The organism is Thalassolituus oleivorans MIL-1, assembly GCF_000355675.1.
Classification (GTDB): domain Bacteria; phylum Pseudomonadota; class Gammaproteobacteria; order Pseudomonadales; family Oceanobacteraceae; genus Thalassolituus; species Thalassolituus oleivorans.
In genome coordinates this window covers 617,193-634,659 of the sequence record NC_020888.1, presented here as the reverse complement: position 1 = coordinate 634,659, position 17,467 = coordinate 617,193, and the positions used below count along the sequence as shown (strand labels likewise).

Below are 17,467 nucleotides of genomic sequence, written 5' to 3'. Positions count from 1 at the left end.
TGGGCGCTGCGCGCGCCACACCATGTTATTCGCGCTAAGATATCACACTTCATATTGGAATCGCGCTTGCTGCCGCACATGATAAAAATACCCAAGTTACCGGCCTGCACTGATGTGCCGTCGACTATATCACCGCGCACTGGCGTTCGGCATTCACCGTTAGTGAAGCATCTGCGCGCCAGCGTTTATGGCATCGCCTTACTCCTATTGAGTGTGAATAGTGTCGCCGAACTCGGCTGGGTGCCGAAACAAGAGCTCAGCGAAGAAGAGCAAGCGACGTTGCCCTCGTTCTGCCGCGGCATGTATCGCCCTGCCGATATAACGCCACTCGATAGCGATCGCATTGAGGCGGACGCGGATGCTTCAGAAATGCAAATTGGCGGTTCTATGCACCTCGAAGGTGATGTGATATTTCGCCAGCAAGATAGAGTTTTAACCGCCGATCAAGCCGATTGGCAGCCAGATGAACGTCAGGCGCTGTTTACTGGCAACGTAACGTTAAACACCCCCGTGCTGTCCCTTAGCGGTGATGCTGCAACCTACCAAGAAGTTGATGGCCAAGTGGCATTAAATCGTGCGGCTTATTCCATTCCTGCACGCCACATGCGCGGCACTGCGGCAAGTATAGAAACACCGTCAGATAATCTCTTAGAACTTGAAGATGCCACGGTTACCTTTTGCGAACCCGGCCGCAATGATTGGGATCTTGCCGCAAGTGAATTAACCCTCGACCAAGAAGAAGGCTTTGGTACCGCTTGGCATACACGCTTACGAATTCGTGAAGTGCCAATTCTTTACATCCCTTATTACCGCTTTCCAATTGATGATCGCCGTCTAACTGGGTTTTTAGATCCCAAATTTACCGTCAACGAACTCGGCCAAGCGGAAGATATTCAAATACCGTTTTATTTGAACCTCGCTCCGAATCTCGACGCAACCATTACTCCTCATCATATTCTTGATCGTGGTGTGGTTTGGGAAAGCCAGCTACGACATAAAACCAAATGGCTGGGTGATGGTGAGCTTAATTATGCTTATCTTAACAAAGACGCTACTGAGCAAGACGAGCGCTGGTTAATCAACTACCAGCAAGCGGGACGCTGGACGCCGAATTTGCAACATCGCTGGGTCTACAATCACGTTAGCGATAGCGATTATTTAAATGACATGAATCCAAGCGCTGCGGTTGATAGAACAACGCACCTTCCTCGTCGCGGTGAGATTCTTTTCGATCAAGGTAGCTGGCATGCCGACGCGACAATTGAAAGCTTCCAAACAATCGACGATGACATCACGTTAGCGAATCGTCCTTATCGACGTTTGCCGCAATTTAATGTGAATTACAAACCGCAAACGCTCAATGGTCTACGTTTTACCCAAACACTGCAAACCACGCGTTTTAATCGCGACAGTGAAGCCACTATCAATAATATTGAACAAACACTATCTGGTTTTAGCGCCATTAATGGTGATCGTTTAGTGTCAGATTCTGGTGCGTTTTATCCGATGGAATGGCCATTCGGATACTTAACGCCTGGTGCAGAATATCGTTATCGCAGTTATCACCTGTACGATACCGATGCGACAGTACTAGCGTTGGATGGGTTTGATGAAAAACCGGCCTATGGTGCCGCCCGCTACAGCGTCGATGCGGGCCTGTACTTTGATCGAGAATTTGATTGGTTTGGTGATGAATATCAACAAACTCTAGAACCGCGCATCTATTACGTGCGTAGCCCTTACATCGACAATCAGAATCTCGTGCCTAATTTCGATACCAAGCTCACCACAGTAACATTCGCCAGCCTTTTTACCGGTGACCGCTTTACCGGTGGCGACCGCTTAGCAGATCTCAATCAAATGAGTGTTGGTTTAACCAGCCGCCTTATTCGGGATGATGGTTTGGAGCAGCTACGTGCAAGCATTGGCCGAATTTATTACCAACGCGATCGTGACGTGCAATTAACCGGAACCAACGTTGGGGAGTACGACCTCCGAGCAACTTCCAGTACACTAGGTGAAGTTGAATGGAACCCAAGTGAATCTTGGTCTGTCTTCTCTACACTGGAGTGGGATTCTTACTACGACTACGCTCGGCAGCGCAAATACGGTGCTCGCTATGAAGGCTCGAATAATCGTATGTTAAGCGTCAGTAGTACCCGTACGCAGAGTTACTCTACGAGCACAGAATCTGTGTCCACCAGCACACATCAGTTAGATGCAGGAGCATTTTGGGCACTAAACGACCGGTGGGCTTTGGTCGCAAGACAATTACGTGATTTGCGTAAGTACGATACCGATGAAAGAAAACCTGTTAGTCCTGTATTGGAGTCAATAGCAGGACTCGAATATCAAAGTTGTTGCTGGCGTGTACAAGCGCTTTATCGCGAAAGCTCGAGCAACGACAGCTCTGATGTGGATTACACCACAGATAAAAAATATGGCTTCATGCTTAGCTTCCAGTTAAAAGGACTAGGCAATTTCGGCAGCGGTACTGATGAACTTATCAGCGACGGCATCAATGGATACTCAAGACGGCAATATCATGACTTTTAAACAATTTATCGCCTGCGCCACATTCGCGCTAAGTGCTATTACCGCACAAGCAGCACCGGTATTGATCGACCGTGTAATCGCCATCGTTGATGACGACGTATTGATGGAAAGTGAACTGCAAAAACGCCTAAATACCGTACGAGTGCAGAATCGTGGCAGTGAATTACCCAGCGAAGATGTGCTGCGCGAACAGGTATTAGAACGCATGATCTCAGAAAGCATTCAGGTGCAAATGGCTGACCGTTCGGGTATCCGCGTCACCGACAGTCAGCTTAACGATGCCATGTTGCGCATCGCTGAGCAAAACAACATGAGCTTGCAACAGTTTGAACAAGCTATGAAAGATGAAGGCGTATCTTTCGTTGATGCTCGCGAACAAATTCGCAACGAAATGCGTGTTAGCCGTGTACAGCAGTTCCAAGTTGGTGAACGTATTCAAATTACCGACCAAGACATCGATTACTTCCTTGCCTCAGATATTGGCCGTATGGCCTCCGCAGAAGAATATCACTTACGTCATATTCTGATTGAAGTCCCTTCAAGCGCGAGTCCTGAGGCCTATAAAGCAGCTAATGACAAAGCTGACGACATCGTTAAACGCCTCCGAGCCGGAGCCAATTTCGCCAGCACAGCCATGGCAGAATCGAGCGGTCGTACCGCGCTTAACGGTGGAGACATGGGCTGGCGCAAAGAGGCACAACTGCCAAGCCTGTTTGCCGATGTTGCACCTAAGCTAGCGGTCGGTGAAGTATCTGATCCGATCAGCAGTGCCAGTGGATTTCACATTATCAAGCTGGAAGAAAAACGCGGCGGCAGCACTAAGATGATCGATCAGACCAAGGTGCGTCATATTCTGATTCAAACCAACGAAGTACGTGATGATGCGCAAGCCGAAGAACTCATTCAACAATTGTACGAACGCTTACAAGCAGGCGAAGATTTTGCCGCACTAGCCCGTGAATTCAGTGATGATCCTGGTAGCGGTGCCAGTGGCGGCGATCTAGGCTGGGTCAATCCCGGCGACATGGTGCCTGCGTTTGACGCCACCATGGAAAACACAGCCACCAATGAAATCAGCGCGCCGTTCAAAAGCCGCTTCGGTTGGCATATTTTAGAAATTCAGGGGCGTAAGAAAACCGACGTTGGCGAAGAACTGCAACGCAACCAGATTCGTCAAATGTTATACGCACGCCGCTTTGACGAAGAACTGCCGATCTGGTTGCGTAAAGTGCGCTCAGAAGCATATGTCGACATCAAGGAAGCGCAATGACACTGCGTTTAGCCATTACCGCCGGTGAACCGGCGGGCATCGGTCCAGACTTATGCATTCAAATTGCACAATTACCGCAAGAACATGAGCTGGTTGTCATCGCCAATGCCGATCTACTGCACCAACGTGCCGCCGAATTAGGACTGCCATTAACGCTGCAAGTATTTGATCCAGATAGTCCCATTCGCGCGAGTGGGAACGGTACCCTAACCATCTATCCGGTTGCGTTACGCACGCCAGTTATTGCGGGGCAACTGGATGCCCGCAACAGCGATTACGTACTCGAAACACTACGCCTTGCGGCGGCCGGTTGCTTAGATGGTCGCTGGCAGGGAATCGTGACTGCTCCTGTGCATAAAGGCATCATTAACGAAGCCGGTATTGCATTCAGTGGTCATACCGAATACTTCCGCGATTATTGCGGTGTTGAAGAAGTGGTGATGATGCTGGCAACAACGGATTTGCGAGTAGCCTTAGTGACCACACACTTACCGCTGCGTGCCGTCGCTGATGCCATAACACCCGATCGAATTTCACGCGTCGTGCGCATCTTGAATCACGATTTAAAGCAATATTTCGGTATCGCGGATCCACGGATATTAGTCGCAGGACTCAATCCTCATGCGGGTGAAGATGGCCACCTAGGACGTGAAGAATTGGATATTATCAATCCAACCTTAGCGCAGCTAAGAGCAGAAGGCATCGACTTGATCGGCCCCCTACCCGCCGATACATTATTTACCCCAAAACATTTACAACACGCCGATGCGGCTTTAGCCATGTACCATGACCAAGGTTTACCTGTGCTTAAATTTCATGGATTTGGTCGTGCTGCCAACATTACTCTGGGGTTACCTTTAGTGCGCACCTCAGTCGACCATGGCACCGCACTCGATTTAGCCGCTACCGGCAAAACCGATGCTGGCAGTTTGAACACCGCGATTGCAGTTGCGGCACATATGGCAAGCAACCGCACATAACCGTATTTATTTTTATTCCGCAGTGACCGCTATTAGATAAACAAGCGTGTCCTGCCGACACAGGCAATAGCATGAGCAAGCAACCCCAGAAGGCCCAAGGCCACCGCGCACGTAAGCGCTTTGGTCAAAACTTTTTGCACGATCACCATGTCATCGACAAGATTGTGCGCGCCATTCACCCAAAGGCAACCGATGCGCTGGTTGAAATCGGCCCGGGCATGGGCGCTCTGACGGAACCTCTATTGGAAGCCTGTGGCAAGTTGGATGTGGTCGAGCTTGACCGTGATCTCATCCCAATTTTGCGCACCAAGTTTTTTAACTACCCGGATTTCCGCATCCATGAAGGTGACGCGCTAAAGTTCGACTTCGGCACTATTTTACAGCCGGGTCAGCAGCTGCGCATTGTCGGTAATCTGCCTTACAATATTTCAACACCGCTGATTTTCCATTTTCTAGCCCATCACCACATGGTGTTAGACATGCACTTTATGTTGCAGAAAGAAGTGGTTGAGCGACTGGCTGCAAGCCCGGGCACTGGTGACTATGGCCGCCTGAGCATCATGGCGCAGTACTTTTGCAAAGTGGAACCGCTATTTGTTGTCGGCCCAGGATCATTTAATCCACCGCCCAAGGTTGATTCGGCCATTGTGCGCTTGGTTCCTTACGACGTATTACCTTACCCGGCTAAAGATCACAAAACGCTTGAACATGTGGTACGTGAAGCGTTTAGCATGCGCCGTAAAACACTGCGCAATACGCTCAAACGTTTGATTGATGCAGAAGCATTAGAAGCGATCGGAATTGATGTCACCTTACGGCCCGAACGCCTAACTCTCGCCGAGTATGTTCGTATCTCTGATGCCGTATTTGACTTAAAAAGCGCTGCAGCAGATAACGCCGACACTGATGTTACCCATAGTGATGCACTGAACAATGATCCGGAGTCGCAGGATGAATATTGAAGACAGCATTGAAGTCAGCGTAAATACCGAATATCTGGCTGAGCAATCCATCCCCGAAGAAGACCGCTTTGTGTTTGCCTACCACATTCGCATTCACAACAGTGGTGATAATGGTGCGACATTACGCAGCCGTCACTGGTTTATCGCCGACGGCAATGCCGATGTGCAAGAAGTACAAGGCGAAGGCGTTGTCGGTGAACAACCAACCATAGAACCGGGGGAAACCTACCGTTACTCATCCGGTTCAGTGTTGCGCACCAAAGTAGGAAGCATGCGCGGCTACTACGTCATGCAAGCAGACGATGGCACCCTATTTCACGCCACTATCCCTGTTTTTACTTTATCAGCACCGAACGCATTGAATTGATACTGCCAATATTCGCACGAATTTAACGCAGTCTGTTTCACCACGGAGCACACGCATGGCCACCTACGCAATCGGTGATGTCCAAGGCTGCTACGAACCGCTACAGCGTTTGTTAGCACACATTAACTTTGATCCCCAGCAAGACCAGCTCTGGTTTGCTGGGGACTTGGTCAATCGTGGCCCACAGTCACTGGAAGTTCTGCGTTTTATTAAGAACTTAGGGGATAGCGCTATTAGCGTACTGGGTAATCACGACCTACATCTATTGGCCATGCACTATGCCAAACTCAATAGCCGTAAAAGCGACACATTAAACGCTATATTCGCGGCTTCAGATCGCGATGAATTACTCGACTGGTTGCGTCATCAACCACTATTGCACCTTGATGAGGCGCAAAATTGGTGCATGACTCATGCAGGATTGCCTCCAAAGTGGTCGGCAACCACTGCACAAAAGCTAGCGCAAGAGGTAGAAGCAATACTGACGTCTGTCGATTGCTCTCAATTCTTCGAAAATATGTACGGTAACAAACCCAATCGCTGGTCGGATGATCTTACTGGATTTGATCGTTTACGCGTTATCGTCAACAGCCTGACGCGCATGCGCTTTGTTGATGACGAAGGCACGCTAGACCTAACCAGCAAGGAAGGTTTAGATACGACACCTACAGGCTTTAAACCTTGGTTTGAGATAACGCCCCGCCAAGCATCAGCCACGCGTTTGTTATTTGGCCACTGGGCAGCGTTAAACGGTCAGGCTAACGCAGAGAATGTCTTTGCACTGGATACCGGTTGCGTCTGGGGTGGCACCTTAACGGCCTTACGCTTAGAGGATCAACAACGCTTTAGTGTTGCTGCTACCCCTGCATAAAATTCAGTATACTCGATTACAATAACCCAAAAACTCTGACTATATTCAGCACACAGGTACCCAAATGAGCGGATTCAAACGCATTTCCCCAGCCGATGCCAAAGTGATATTAGAGCAAGGTAACGCTAAGGTTGCCGATATTCGTGATGTGATGAGTTTTCAAGCTGGGCACATTCGCGACGCCATCCGCGTTGATAACGACAATCTGCCAGAGTTTATGGCCGCCGCGAGTAAAGAGTTGCCGCTTTTGGTTTGCTGTTATCACGGTAACTCGAGTCAAGGCGCCGCTCAGTTCTTTAGCGAGCAAGGCTTTAGCGACGTTTATAGCATTGATGGTGGCTACGAAATGTGGAAAATGGTCGCTCCTGACTGGTGTAACCGTTAAGCGTTAATTCAGCTAAACAGCGGTAGCATCCCTGCTATCGCTCTTGTCTTTGTTTCTACACTTTTGCATTCCCCCTGCATTTATCTAACGCCAATTCGACGCAAAATAAACTTAACCGTGCATTGATCACATTCGAACACATCAATGGGTGCATCACGGCACGGTGAATGCATACTAAAAATAAGGTGTCAGAAAAAGTTAAATTATCTGGCAGATCGCAACCAACATAGACCATACTGGTTCTAAGAATAAGATTTCACTAACGGATTTATATGTAATTTAGACAACACGTTTTTAGACGAACAAGGGGTGCACCATGAGCGTATTCAGTCGTTATCAAGACAGATATCGTGATACTCAAGAAGAGGTCATGAGTCTGCAAGACTACCTCGAACTTTGTAAGCAAGATCCCAACGTATACGCCTCTGCTGCGGAACGTATGCTGACTGCCATAGGTAAGCCAGAATTTATCGATACCTCCAAAGACCTGCGCTACAGCCGCATTTTTTCCAATAAAGTCATCAAACGTTACCCTGCCTTTTCCGAATTTTACGGCATGGAAGATGCGGTAGAAAATATCGTGTCATATTTCCGTCATGCCGCCCAAGGCTTGGAAGAACGCAAACAAATTCTCTATTTACTAGGCCCCGTCGGTGGCGGTAAGTCATCGTTAGCTGAACGCTTAAAAGCACTTATTCAAAACGTACCTTTTTATGCCATTAAAGGTTCACCTGTATTTGAATCCCCTTTAGGGTTATTCGATGCTGAGGAAGATGGTGCTATTTTAGAAGAAGATTATGGCATCCAACGACGCTACCTTGGCCGCATCATGTCACCTTGGGCGGTAAAACGTTTGCATGAGCTCGGTGGTGACATCAGTAAATTTGAAGTCGTAAAACTCTACCCATCAATACTCGATCAAGTCGGCGTTGCCAAAACCGAACCCGGTGACGAGAACAACCAAGATATTTCTGCATTAGTTGGTAAAGTTGATATTCGTAAGTTGGAAGATTTCTCCCAAGATGATCCAGATGCGTATTCCTATTCTGGCTCTCTCTGTCGAGCCAACCAAGGCTTGATGGAATTTGTCGAGATGTTTAAAGCACCGATTAAAGTGCTACATCCACTATTAACCGCAACCCAAGAAGGCAACTACAACGGTACGGAAGGTACTGGAGCCATGCCATTTGAGGGGATTATTTTAGCTCACTCAAACGAGTCTGAATGGCAGGCATTCCGCAACAATAAAAACAACGAGGCATTTCTCGACCGGGTTTATATTGTCAAAGTGCCTTATTGCCTTCGTGTTGATGAAGAAGTAAAAATTTACGAAAAACTGTTGTCAACCAGTTCATTATCAACCGCTCATTGCGCTCCTGATACGCTCAGTATGCTCGCGAAGTTCACTGTGCTATCACGCCTAAAAGTACCTGAAAATTCTAGCGTTTACTCCAAAATGCGGATTTACAACGGAGAGAACTTAAAAGATACCGATCCTAAAGCCAAATCGATGCAAGAATACCGCGATTCGGCGGGTGTTGATGAAGGCATGAACGGTATTTCTACCCGTTTCGCTTTTAAAATTCTGTCTAAAGTATTTAACTTTGATGCGACTGAAATCGCCGCCAACCCTGTACATCTAATGTATGTACTCGAACAAGCGATTGAACAAGAGCAATACCCTGAAGAAGTTCACAACCGCTACTTAAACTATTTAAAAGAATACCTAGCGACGGAGTATGTCGACTTTATCGGTAAAGAAATCCAAACCGCCTATCTCGAATCTTACTCAGAATATGGGCAGAATATTTTTGATCGCTATATCACCTACGCCGACTTCTGGATTCAGGATCAAGAATATCGCGATCCTGAAACAGGCGAAATGCTCGACCGCGTCGCGATCAACGAAGAGCTGGAAAAAATCGAGAAATCGGCTGGCATCAGCAACCCTAAAGATTTCCGTAACGAAATCGTAAACTTTGTATTGCGGGCACGTGCCAATAACAATGGTAATAATCCGTCATGGCAGTCGTACGAAAAAATGCGCGCCGTGATCGAGAAGAAAATGTTCTCGAATACCGAAGATTTACTTCCAGTGATTTCCTTCTCGGCTAAATCGTCTAACGATGATCAAAGAAAGCACGATGACTTTGTCGCCCGTATGACAGAACGAGGCTACACGGAGAAACAAGTAAGACTGCTGTCCGAATGGTATCTGCGCGTCCGTAAGTCGCAGTAAAAAGCCGACAATGGCGCCGTAAGGGGAATTGCATGTCCTATGTTATTGACCGTCGTTTGAACGGCAAGAATAAAAGCACAGTAAACCGGCAGCGCTTTCTTAAGCGCTACCAACAGCATATAAAAGAAGCAGTGTCGGACGCGGTTAATCGCCGCTCCATCACTGACATGGAACGCGGTGAAGAAATTAGCATTCCAACGCGGAACACCCATGAACCCGTTATATCGCACGGTAAAGGAGGAAAGCAGCATCGTGTATATCCGGGCAATAAACAATTTGGTACTGGCGACGAGCTAGAGAAACCCAAGCAAGGGGGTGGCGGCGCTGGCAGCGGCAATGCCAGCGACTCGGGCGAAGGAGAGGAAGACTTTACCTTCTTCATCACCAAAGAGGAGTTCTTAAACTATTTATTCGACGATTTAGCTTTGCCGAATATGGTTAAAAAGACATTAGCTAAAACCAAAGAGTTCAAAACACGTAGAGCTGGGTTCGTATCCGAAGGCACACCCAATAATCTATCGGTCGTCCGTTCTATGCGCAACGCTCATGCTCGTCGTATTGGCATGGGCTCCGGCAAGCGGCGCAAGCTCAAAGAACTGCAACAATTATTACTCGATACTGAAGCGCAAAGCCCTGCTGACGAAGTCATGCTTAACAGCTTAAAAGAACAAATTGCCGACGTTGAACGACGTTTAAAACTCATCCCCTTTATCGATGATATTGATCTACGTTATCGCAACAAAGTAAAAGTGCCGACGCCATCGAGCAAAGCCGTTATGTTTTGTATTATGGATGTATCGGGCTCTATGACTCAGGATGTAAAAGATATCGCAAAACGCTTTTATATATTGTTGTATCTCTTCTTACAAAAAACCTACGAACACATTGAGATAGTATTCATTCGCCACCACACCAGTGCTAAAGAAGTCACAGAAGAAGAGTTTTTTTACTCTCGTGAAACTGGCGGAACCATAGTATCCAGTGCACTGAATTTAATGAATCAAATCATTGAAGATCGCTTCAATTCCGAAGAATGGAATATCTATGCTGCTCAAGCATCCGATGGTGATAACTGGGACGATGACTCTCCGGTATGCTCTCGTATATTGGCAGAAAAATTATTACCAGCGGTGCAGTACTTTGCTTACATAGAGATCACCCCGAATCAGCACCAAGCGCTGTGGACGGCGTATCAAAATTTAAGTCGAGCGTTTGCTAATCAGTTTGCTCTTGCGCAAATACGCGGCCCTGAAGATATTTTTCCGGTATTCCGCGAACTATTCGCCAAAGATCGGGTTAAGGAGGCGATATGAGCAACTATATCTCGACGGATTCTGATTGGACTTTTGAATTATTGGAGGAGTACGACCGCGAAATAGCACGAGTTGCTGCTATTTATAAGCTCGATACCTATCCGAACCAGATTGAAGTTATTAGCGCCGAACAAATGATGGATGCCTACTCTTCAGTGGGTATGCCAATTGGCTACAACCATTGGTCGTACGGCAAACAATTTTTATCTACGCAAAAAAGCTATAAGCGCGGCCAAATGGGGCTAGCTTACGAGATTGTTATTAACTCTAATCCTTGTATCGCCTACTTAATGGAAGAGAACACGCTTCCTATGCAAGCATTGGTTATCGCTCATGCTTGTTACGGTCATAACTCATTTTTTAAAAACAATTATTTATTCCGCACATGGACTGATGCCAGTTCGATTATTGATTACTTAGTATTCGCCAAAAATTATGTACGCAAATGCGAAGAGCGCCACGGGCAGGAAGAGGTGGAGCGAGTGCTTGATGCTTGCCACGCTTTGCAAAACTACGGCGTCGATCGCTACAGAAGACCGTCGCCGATATCTGCAGCGGAAGAACGCGTACGTCAGCAAGAGCGTGAAGAAATTCGCCAGCAACAATTAAACGATTTATGGCGCACTATTCCATTAAAGAAAAAAGATGATGCCCCACGTAAGCGCCGTCAGTATCCGTCGGAACCGCAAGAAAACTTGCTATATTTCCTCGAAAAAAATGCGCCTCTACTCGACCCTTGGCAACGTGAACTGATCCGTATAGTACGCAAAGTATCTCAATACTTTTATCCACAACGCCAAACTCAAGTGATGAATGAAGGTTGGGCAACCTTTTGGCATTACACCATCCTTAACCATCTGTACGACGAAGGTAAGGTCAACGAAGGCTTTATGATGGAGTTTTTAACTTCTCATACCAACGTTGTGTTCCAGCCTGGGTTCGACTCGCCCTATTTCAATGGCATTAACCCCTATGCTCTAGGGTTTAATATGTTTTGCGATATTAAAAGGATTTGTGAAAATCCAACGGATGAAGATCGTGAATGGTTCCCTGACATTGCTGGAAAGGACTGGTTAGAAACAGTCCATTTCGCTATGAAGAACTTCAAAGATGAAAGTTTCATTCAACAGTTTTTATCCCCGCACCTAATGCGTGAATTTCATTTATTTAGTATTTACGATGATGATGAAGCACCAACCTATAAAGTTGGCGCAATTCACAATGAAAATGGATATCGAAAACTGCGTGAAACCCTAGCGCGGCAATACGATTTATCCATGCGCGAACCTAACATCCAAATCGTATCGGTAGATATAGAAGGCGATCGCTCTATGACGCTGCGTCACATACGGCAAAATAGTACACCGTTGTCGGGCGATACCTACGAGGTATTAAAGCATCTGCACAGTTTATGGGGATTCGACATACATTTAGAATCGTGGGAAAACGACAAGAAAATAAGTCGCATGAGCTGTCCGTCTATTACCTTGGATGATTTATAGCAAGGCGATGCAAACAAGCTAGAAGCAAAATTTCAATAGTAGTAGTGGAAAACAGCAAGAAAAAAGCCACCTAAATAGGCGGCTTTTTTCTTCTCTTAAACTTACCAAGCTATGACCATGTCATCACGTTGAATCGACATATGTTCTGCGGATGACGCCATATCGGCAATAATAAACTGCGGCTGTACTTGCTTAACCGTGACCACAGTGGCCATATCAGTTAATTCAGTACGAGGTTCTAAATCAAGATTATAAAATGTACCGGTACGATACACTTGAAACTTATCACCCGGACGAATCCCCGCTCCAGCGCTTGCTTCAATGTGCAACCGGTTACCACGCGCTTTTACAATACGAGCCATAAAAGGCTGGCAGCGTAAGACTTCACCTACATCATCGGCAACGGTCGTTAATACATCCTTCACTTGATCGCCATAATTTGTGCGCCAAAATGACGGGGTTGCGAAACCCACATTGGCATCTGGGCGCTCGCCCCAAGCACCTTGGGTGTGATAGCTGCGCTGAAATAACATAGCGCCACTTAAACCGTCGTGTACAAACACATCGACTACAAACTGACGTTGGCGATTTTTATGGCCAAAACCCACGCTATCCAACAAGGAGAATCCTCGTTTTTGCTCTTCTGGTTCAAAATCTAAATCACGAACAACACCAGATACTACATATTGCGCGCCGAGCTGAGTCGCTAACGCAACCGAGGTGGTCAATCTTTGCTGCGCTGTCTCGGTAGAAGGAGCACGACGAGGGTCTTGATACAAACTGATTCGCGAGGCATCCATAACATGCACATTGCCACGCCCATTGAGGGTATTGACCAACACCCTAGGTAACGCCTGTTCTACATTTTCCAAGCGCCCATAGGTCGCTTGTTGCGGTTGTGCTAATCCGAAACCTGCGATAGCGATCGCTTTACGGTAACGTTGAGATGAACCAGGGCACATAGCTTGGCTACTAACTTCAGCACGAATAGCAACTTGATACACACCATCATGACTGTCTTCCCACAATACTTCGACATCGCGCACTTGAGCATTACTTTGCACACGCACTTCGTCTTGTTCAATCACGCCGTGCTCCATTAATTGGGTGCTGCTAATTTGCGCACCACCGCGCAAGGTCGCCTGTTGCAGCGCGTCTTTCAATGCCTGCTCACGAGCATAAGATACCGCTCCGGTCAGAGCCGCCTCGCCCACCACCTCAACCGTTAGCGCCTGTGCAGGCGCCGAAAGCGACACAAGGGCCATCAAGCTCACAAACAAGAAAGTACGCATAGCTAACCCCTGTTACTCAATAAAGTAGAAGCCGCCCTCGGGCACACTCGCTTCACCTTGCACGCGTTGACGTTGACTCGAGGCAAAGTTATTTGCACTCTGGCCACCAAGGGGAACCCGACAGTCAACATTAAAACGCTGGCTATCTGCGGTTTGTAAACAGTTACGGAACCCTTGATCTATGATCATTTCCAACACAGTTTCGACACTGCCATCGGGCATCACATCGGAGGACACAACGCGAGCGCCATGCATATAGGTCTCAACATAAGAGCGGAAGCGATCATTCAATACGACCATGTCGCGCACTGTGGTACTACCTTGAACAGAAGTCCCATATACGCGTTCTGCCATCGAGCGATAGGCATCCATTTTTGATGCACGAATAGCCATCAAGCGACGCTGTACTTCGCTTTTCTTAGAATCAGTAGTATCCGTAGCGCCGTACCCTACAACGCGCAGCACCATAGGAGCAACAGGATCAATTTCTTGTTCGACAGGTTGAAAATAGGCTTCCGGCTGCTCGACGTAATTACCATCCTGAATGAGTGCATCAGAACACCCCTGCAAACCGAAAATCGTGGCAACTCCTAACACCGACACCAGCAATTTAGCGGCGACACCTGACTGTTTCATATTCATCTCCCACCCGATATAGGCTCTCATGCAATCTATATCGGCCGGTTGACGAAATGTTTAATGTTTTTCTTGCTGGGCTGCGCGAATATCCATCGCGTTGGCCACCTCAGTCTTAGCCTTAAATGGCCATAACCACCGCAAGCACCGATCCATCGACTGATGCCATTGATACAAGGCTAAGCCACTCAACAATAACGCCGCTCCACCTGCAGAGCTCCATTGCAACCGTTCATCACGCAACAAATATCCCCATAGCACGGCCAGAACGGGCGCAATTAAAGTAATAAGAGTGACCCGTGACGTCGGTAAATGTTTGAGCACCAAGAAATACAACATGAAGCCCAACAAAGAACCAAACACCACCAAATACCCCAAACCTAGCATTGAGCTAAACGGCCACGCGTCGGGAATATGCACCCCAAACCATGGCAGTGACAGCGCATAGGCCAATGATGAGACCCAAAGCGTACCGCTGGTTTGCACCATAGGATGCAGTCCCGCATTCGCAGCTTTCACCCAAACGGCACTCGCCGCAAAGCACAACACCGACACGACGGTCCCCAAAATGCCGCGCCAAGACTCAGCATCTAACATCATGCGTGCCGATACGACTAACGCCAAACCACACAATGCAATCAAGAGCGCAATCATCCGCGCCGGCGTTAATTCGCGTTCGCCCAACCACCAATAAGCAAGCGCTCCCGATAGCATAGGCGACAGGCCATATAGCACTGAGATTAAACCAGAAGGAATATAAGCCGCCCCCCAGTAAACCGACATCATGGCGCCATACACGCCTAAACTACCGGCGACATAGCTCATTAAAGCAGGACGAGTTAACACTAATCGTTGCCCCAAAATCAGTAATAGGGGCAACGACAACAAGGCGCTAAGCCACATACGCAGTGACACTGCCGTAAAAAAATCGAGGCCCCCTAAACTAAATTGAATAGCGACAGGAGTTGTCGACCAAATAAATATAACGAATAAATAAGCAACAATAATCAGCATGATTTCACCTGTATTTGCTGATTGAAACATCCTCCTAAATAACAGCCACAAAAAAGGCCGCTATTATCGGCGGCCTTTTAAAATAGAGCGTTGTTACACTAGATTCTCAGGCCAACATCGTCGAATCGCGCGAATCGCACGCACACGAGCACACATACGGACTGCCTTCACGGGCACCGCTGCTGAGATCAGTGTAGGAGCAAAACATTGCAATATGAGTAACGTCATTGGGTAATCGCTGAGTTTTTTAAATGTCGTGTAAGGCAGGATAGTCCTACTCGTTTTACCAAGCAAGCTTTCGTTCGCCAGCTACGCTTATTGATAACCGACACGACGGCTATCAATCATTACAGGACTTGCCATGACTATTAAACCATCCTTACTTGCAACCGCGGTTGCTGCCATTTCAGCCCTGTCTGTACACACAGCGATGGCGACACCTTTTTTACCTATGGATGCCCGTGGACTTGCAATGGGTGACACTGGCGTTGCAAGCGCGAAACTTGCACATGCACCCGCATTTAACCCATCATTACTATCACAAGCTCGTAATGAAGATGACTTCGCCATTATCTTCCCATCGGTTGGTGTTGTGGTTGCCGATGAAGAAGAATTAATTGATTCAGCCAACGATATCTCTGATATTACCGTGCCAAAATTCGAAGATTTATTCGACGATGCTTCGAGTAATAACTTCAACAGTGCAGTCAATAATGTTCAAGCATCATCTACCGCTTTAGTTAATGAGTTGAATAGCCTAGGTAACAGTGATGGCCGAACTAATGCGCAAAAGGCCGATGACCTTCGTACCGCCAATCAAAATTTTGCCGATGATCTCGACGAAGTAAATAGCAAGTTAAGTGAAGTAAATAGCGTTACTAAGGAATTAACCGACTCGCTCAATTCTATTTCTGGTGATCCTATTCGTGGCCGCGCCGGTGTTGGCATGGCCGTCGCTATGCCGGGCAAAAAGTTTGCTGCCGCGCTCTCTGTGAATGCGGATGTACATTTTTCTGGCCGAACTATTTTTACTGGTACTGACCAAAATTTAATTACCGCATACGGTGTTGCTGCCCAAGGGTACGTTGATATTGCGCAGGCCATTCCAACCGACATTAATACACTGGCAGATGATGTTGAAGCTGGTGCAAGCCCAACCGATATTCAAACCGCCGCGACGAGTATTCAAGATAGTCTTGATGAATTCCAAAACTATACATCAGACGATGTAGAAACAGCCGATGGTTCTATTAAGATCTTTAATGGGGGTGATATTTCGAACGAAGCAGAAAACCCCAACTTAGACTCTCGGGTAGAAATTGTTGCCGTTGGTATTGCTGATGTTGGCTTAAGCTTCTCACGCGAATTTACTATTGCCGATCGTAAAGTGGCTATCGGCGTGACACCTAAGCTACAAACAATCGAGACATACCACTACATCACCGAAATGGACAACGAAGACGATATCGAAACCAGTGATATCGAAGACTCGCGTGCAACCTACAGTCACATCAACCTAGATATCGGTGCCTCAATGCGCCTTGGCGAAAACAACCAGTGGATGGTTGGTGTGGTTGCTAAAAATTTAATCTCTAAAGATTTTGATCTATCCGATGCTCCGGTGCGTGGCAGTTCAAATAATCTTGTTGTTGAAGGTGGCACTGTATCGCTTAAACCACAATTTCGTGCTGGTGTTTCCTACAGTAATAATTGGGTAACGGTTGCTGGTGATTTAGACCTAGTCGAAAACGACCCTATCGCTTACGAACAAGCGACTCAATATGCAGCCATCGGTGCTGAATTCGATTTATATGAAACCTTTCAAGTCAGAGCTGGCTACCGCACTAATTTAAGTGCAAGCAACAGTGAAGTTGTTTCACTCGGCTTTGGGTTGTCACCGTTCGGTGTCCATATCGATATTGCCGCACTGGCTAATCCAAGCGACTACAAGAAAGAAGTCGGCGTCGCACTTGAGACTGGATTCTATTTTTAAGGTGCCGTCGTAATTGCTCGATAGACTTTAACGACTGCCTAACTCGGGCTACACTCAATGGCTGTTGCATTAGCAACAGCCATTTTT

General features: G+C 47.2%; 14 protein-coding genes. 11 read left to right on the top strand and 3 right to left on the bottom strand.

Translation table 11 applies throughout. The annotated features are described in order from the left end of the window. The first annotated feature begins 78 nt into the window (after window positions 1–78). From TOL_RS02915 to TOL_RS02870, 10 genes are all read left to right on the top strand, one after another. Entirely contained in the window at window positions 79–2,556 is a 2,478-nt protein-coding gene (locus TOL_RS02915) for an LPS-assembly protein LptD (protein ID WP_041588381.1), read from the top strand. Next, window positions 2,546–3,826 (top strand): peptidylprolyl isomerase, encoded by a 1,281-nt coding sequence (locus TOL_RS02910; RefSeq protein ID WP_051052370.1) that lies wholly within the window; start codon window positions 2,546–2,548, stop codon window positions 3,824–3,826. Before TOL_RS02915 ends, TOL_RS02910 begins: the two co-directional genes overlap by 11 nt. Further along, window positions 3,823–4,806, top strand: a complete 984-nt coding sequence (gene pdxA, locus TOL_RS02905; protein WP_015485774.1) for a 4-hydroxythreonine-4-phosphate dehydrogenase PdxA — start codon at window positions 3,823–3,825, stop codon at window positions 4,804–4,806. The genes TOL_RS02910 and pdxA overlap by 4 nt, the downstream gene beginning before the upstream one ends. 71 nt (window positions 4,807–4,877) lie before the next feature. Beyond that, window positions 4,878–5,768, top strand: coding sequence for a 16S rRNA (adenine(1518)-N(6)/adenine(1519)-N(6))-dimethyltransferase RsmA (gene rsmA / locus TOL_RS02900; protein WP_015485773.1), 891 nt, complete (start codon window positions 4,878–4,880; stop codon window positions 5,766–5,768). Further along, window positions 5,758–6,135: a Co2+/Mg2+ efflux protein ApaG gene (apaG, locus tag TOL_RS02895; RefSeq protein ID WP_015485772.1), complete on the top strand. Its 378-nt coding sequence runs from the start codon at window positions 5,758–5,760 to the stop codon at window positions 6,133–6,135. Before rsmA ends, apaG begins: the two co-directional genes overlap by 11 nt. 55 nt (window positions 6,136–6,190) lie before the next feature. After that, window positions 6,191–7,006, top strand: a complete 816-nt coding sequence (locus TOL_RS02890) for a symmetrical bis(5'-nucleosyl)-tetraphosphatase (protein ID WP_015485771.1) — start codon at window positions 6,191–6,193, stop codon at window positions 7,004–7,006. A gap of 64 nt (window positions 7,007–7,070) precedes the next feature. Next, entirely contained in the window at window positions 7,071–7,391 is a 321-nt protein-coding gene (gene glpE / locus TOL_RS02885) for a thiosulfate sulfurtransferase GlpE (protein ID WP_015485770.1), read from the top strand. Window positions 7,392–7,707: 316 nt separating this feature from the next. Further along, window positions 7,708–9,630 carry a PrkA family serine protein kinase gene (locus tag TOL_RS02880; RefSeq protein ID WP_015485768.1) on the top strand — a complete coding sequence of 641 codons (1,923 nt, stop codon included), beginning with the start codon at window positions 7,708–7,710 and terminating at the stop codon, window positions 9,628–9,630. A gap of 32 nt (window positions 9,631–9,662) precedes the next feature. Further along, window positions 9,663–10,943, top strand: a complete 1,281-nt coding sequence (locus TOL_RS02875; protein ID WP_015485767.1) for a YeaH/YhbH family protein — start codon at window positions 9,663–9,665, stop codon at window positions 10,941–10,943. Then, window positions 10,940–12,445 carry a SpoVR family protein gene (locus tag TOL_RS02870; RefSeq protein ID WP_015485766.1) on the top strand — a complete coding sequence of 502 codons (1,506 nt, stop codon included), beginning with the start codon at window positions 10,940–10,942 and terminating at the stop codon, window positions 12,443–12,445. Before TOL_RS02875 ends, TOL_RS02870 begins: the two co-directional genes overlap by 4 nt. 101 nt (window positions 12,446–12,546) lie before the next feature. Here the strand turns inward: TOL_RS02870 and TOL_RS02865 are convergent, their stop codons facing one another. Genes TOL_RS02865 through TOL_RS02855 form a run of 3 tightly spaced genes read right to left on the bottom strand, consistent with a single transcriptional unit; the run spans window position 12,547 to window position 15,417 of the window. Beyond that, window positions 12,547–13,737: a flagellar assembly protein FlgT gene (locus TOL_RS02865; RefSeq protein WP_015485765.1), complete on the bottom strand. Its 1,191-nt coding sequence runs from the start codon at window positions 13,735–13,737 to the stop codon at window positions 12,547–12,549. A gap of 12 nt (window positions 13,738–13,749) precedes the next feature. Next, on the bottom strand, window positions 13,750–14,373 hold the full coding sequence (locus tag TOL_RS02860) for an LPP20 family lipoprotein (protein WP_015485764.1): 624 nt from the start codon (window positions 14,371–14,373) through the stop codon (window positions 13,750–13,752). 60 nt (window positions 14,374–14,433) lie between these two features. Further along, window positions 14,434–15,417, bottom strand: coding sequence for a DMT family transporter (locus tag TOL_RS02855; RefSeq protein ID WP_051052369.1), 984 nt, complete (start codon window positions 15,415–15,417; stop codon window positions 14,434–14,436). Window positions 15,418–15,748: 331 nt separating this feature from the next. Here TOL_RS02855 and traF point away from each other — a divergent pair, with 331 nt between their 5' ends. Further along, window positions 15,749–17,380, top strand: a complete 1,632-nt coding sequence (gene traF, locus TOL_RS02850) for a conjugal transfer protein TraF (protein WP_015485762.1) — start codon at window positions 15,749–15,751, stop codon at window positions 17,378–17,380. Window positions 17,381–17,467 lie beyond the last annotated feature (87 nt).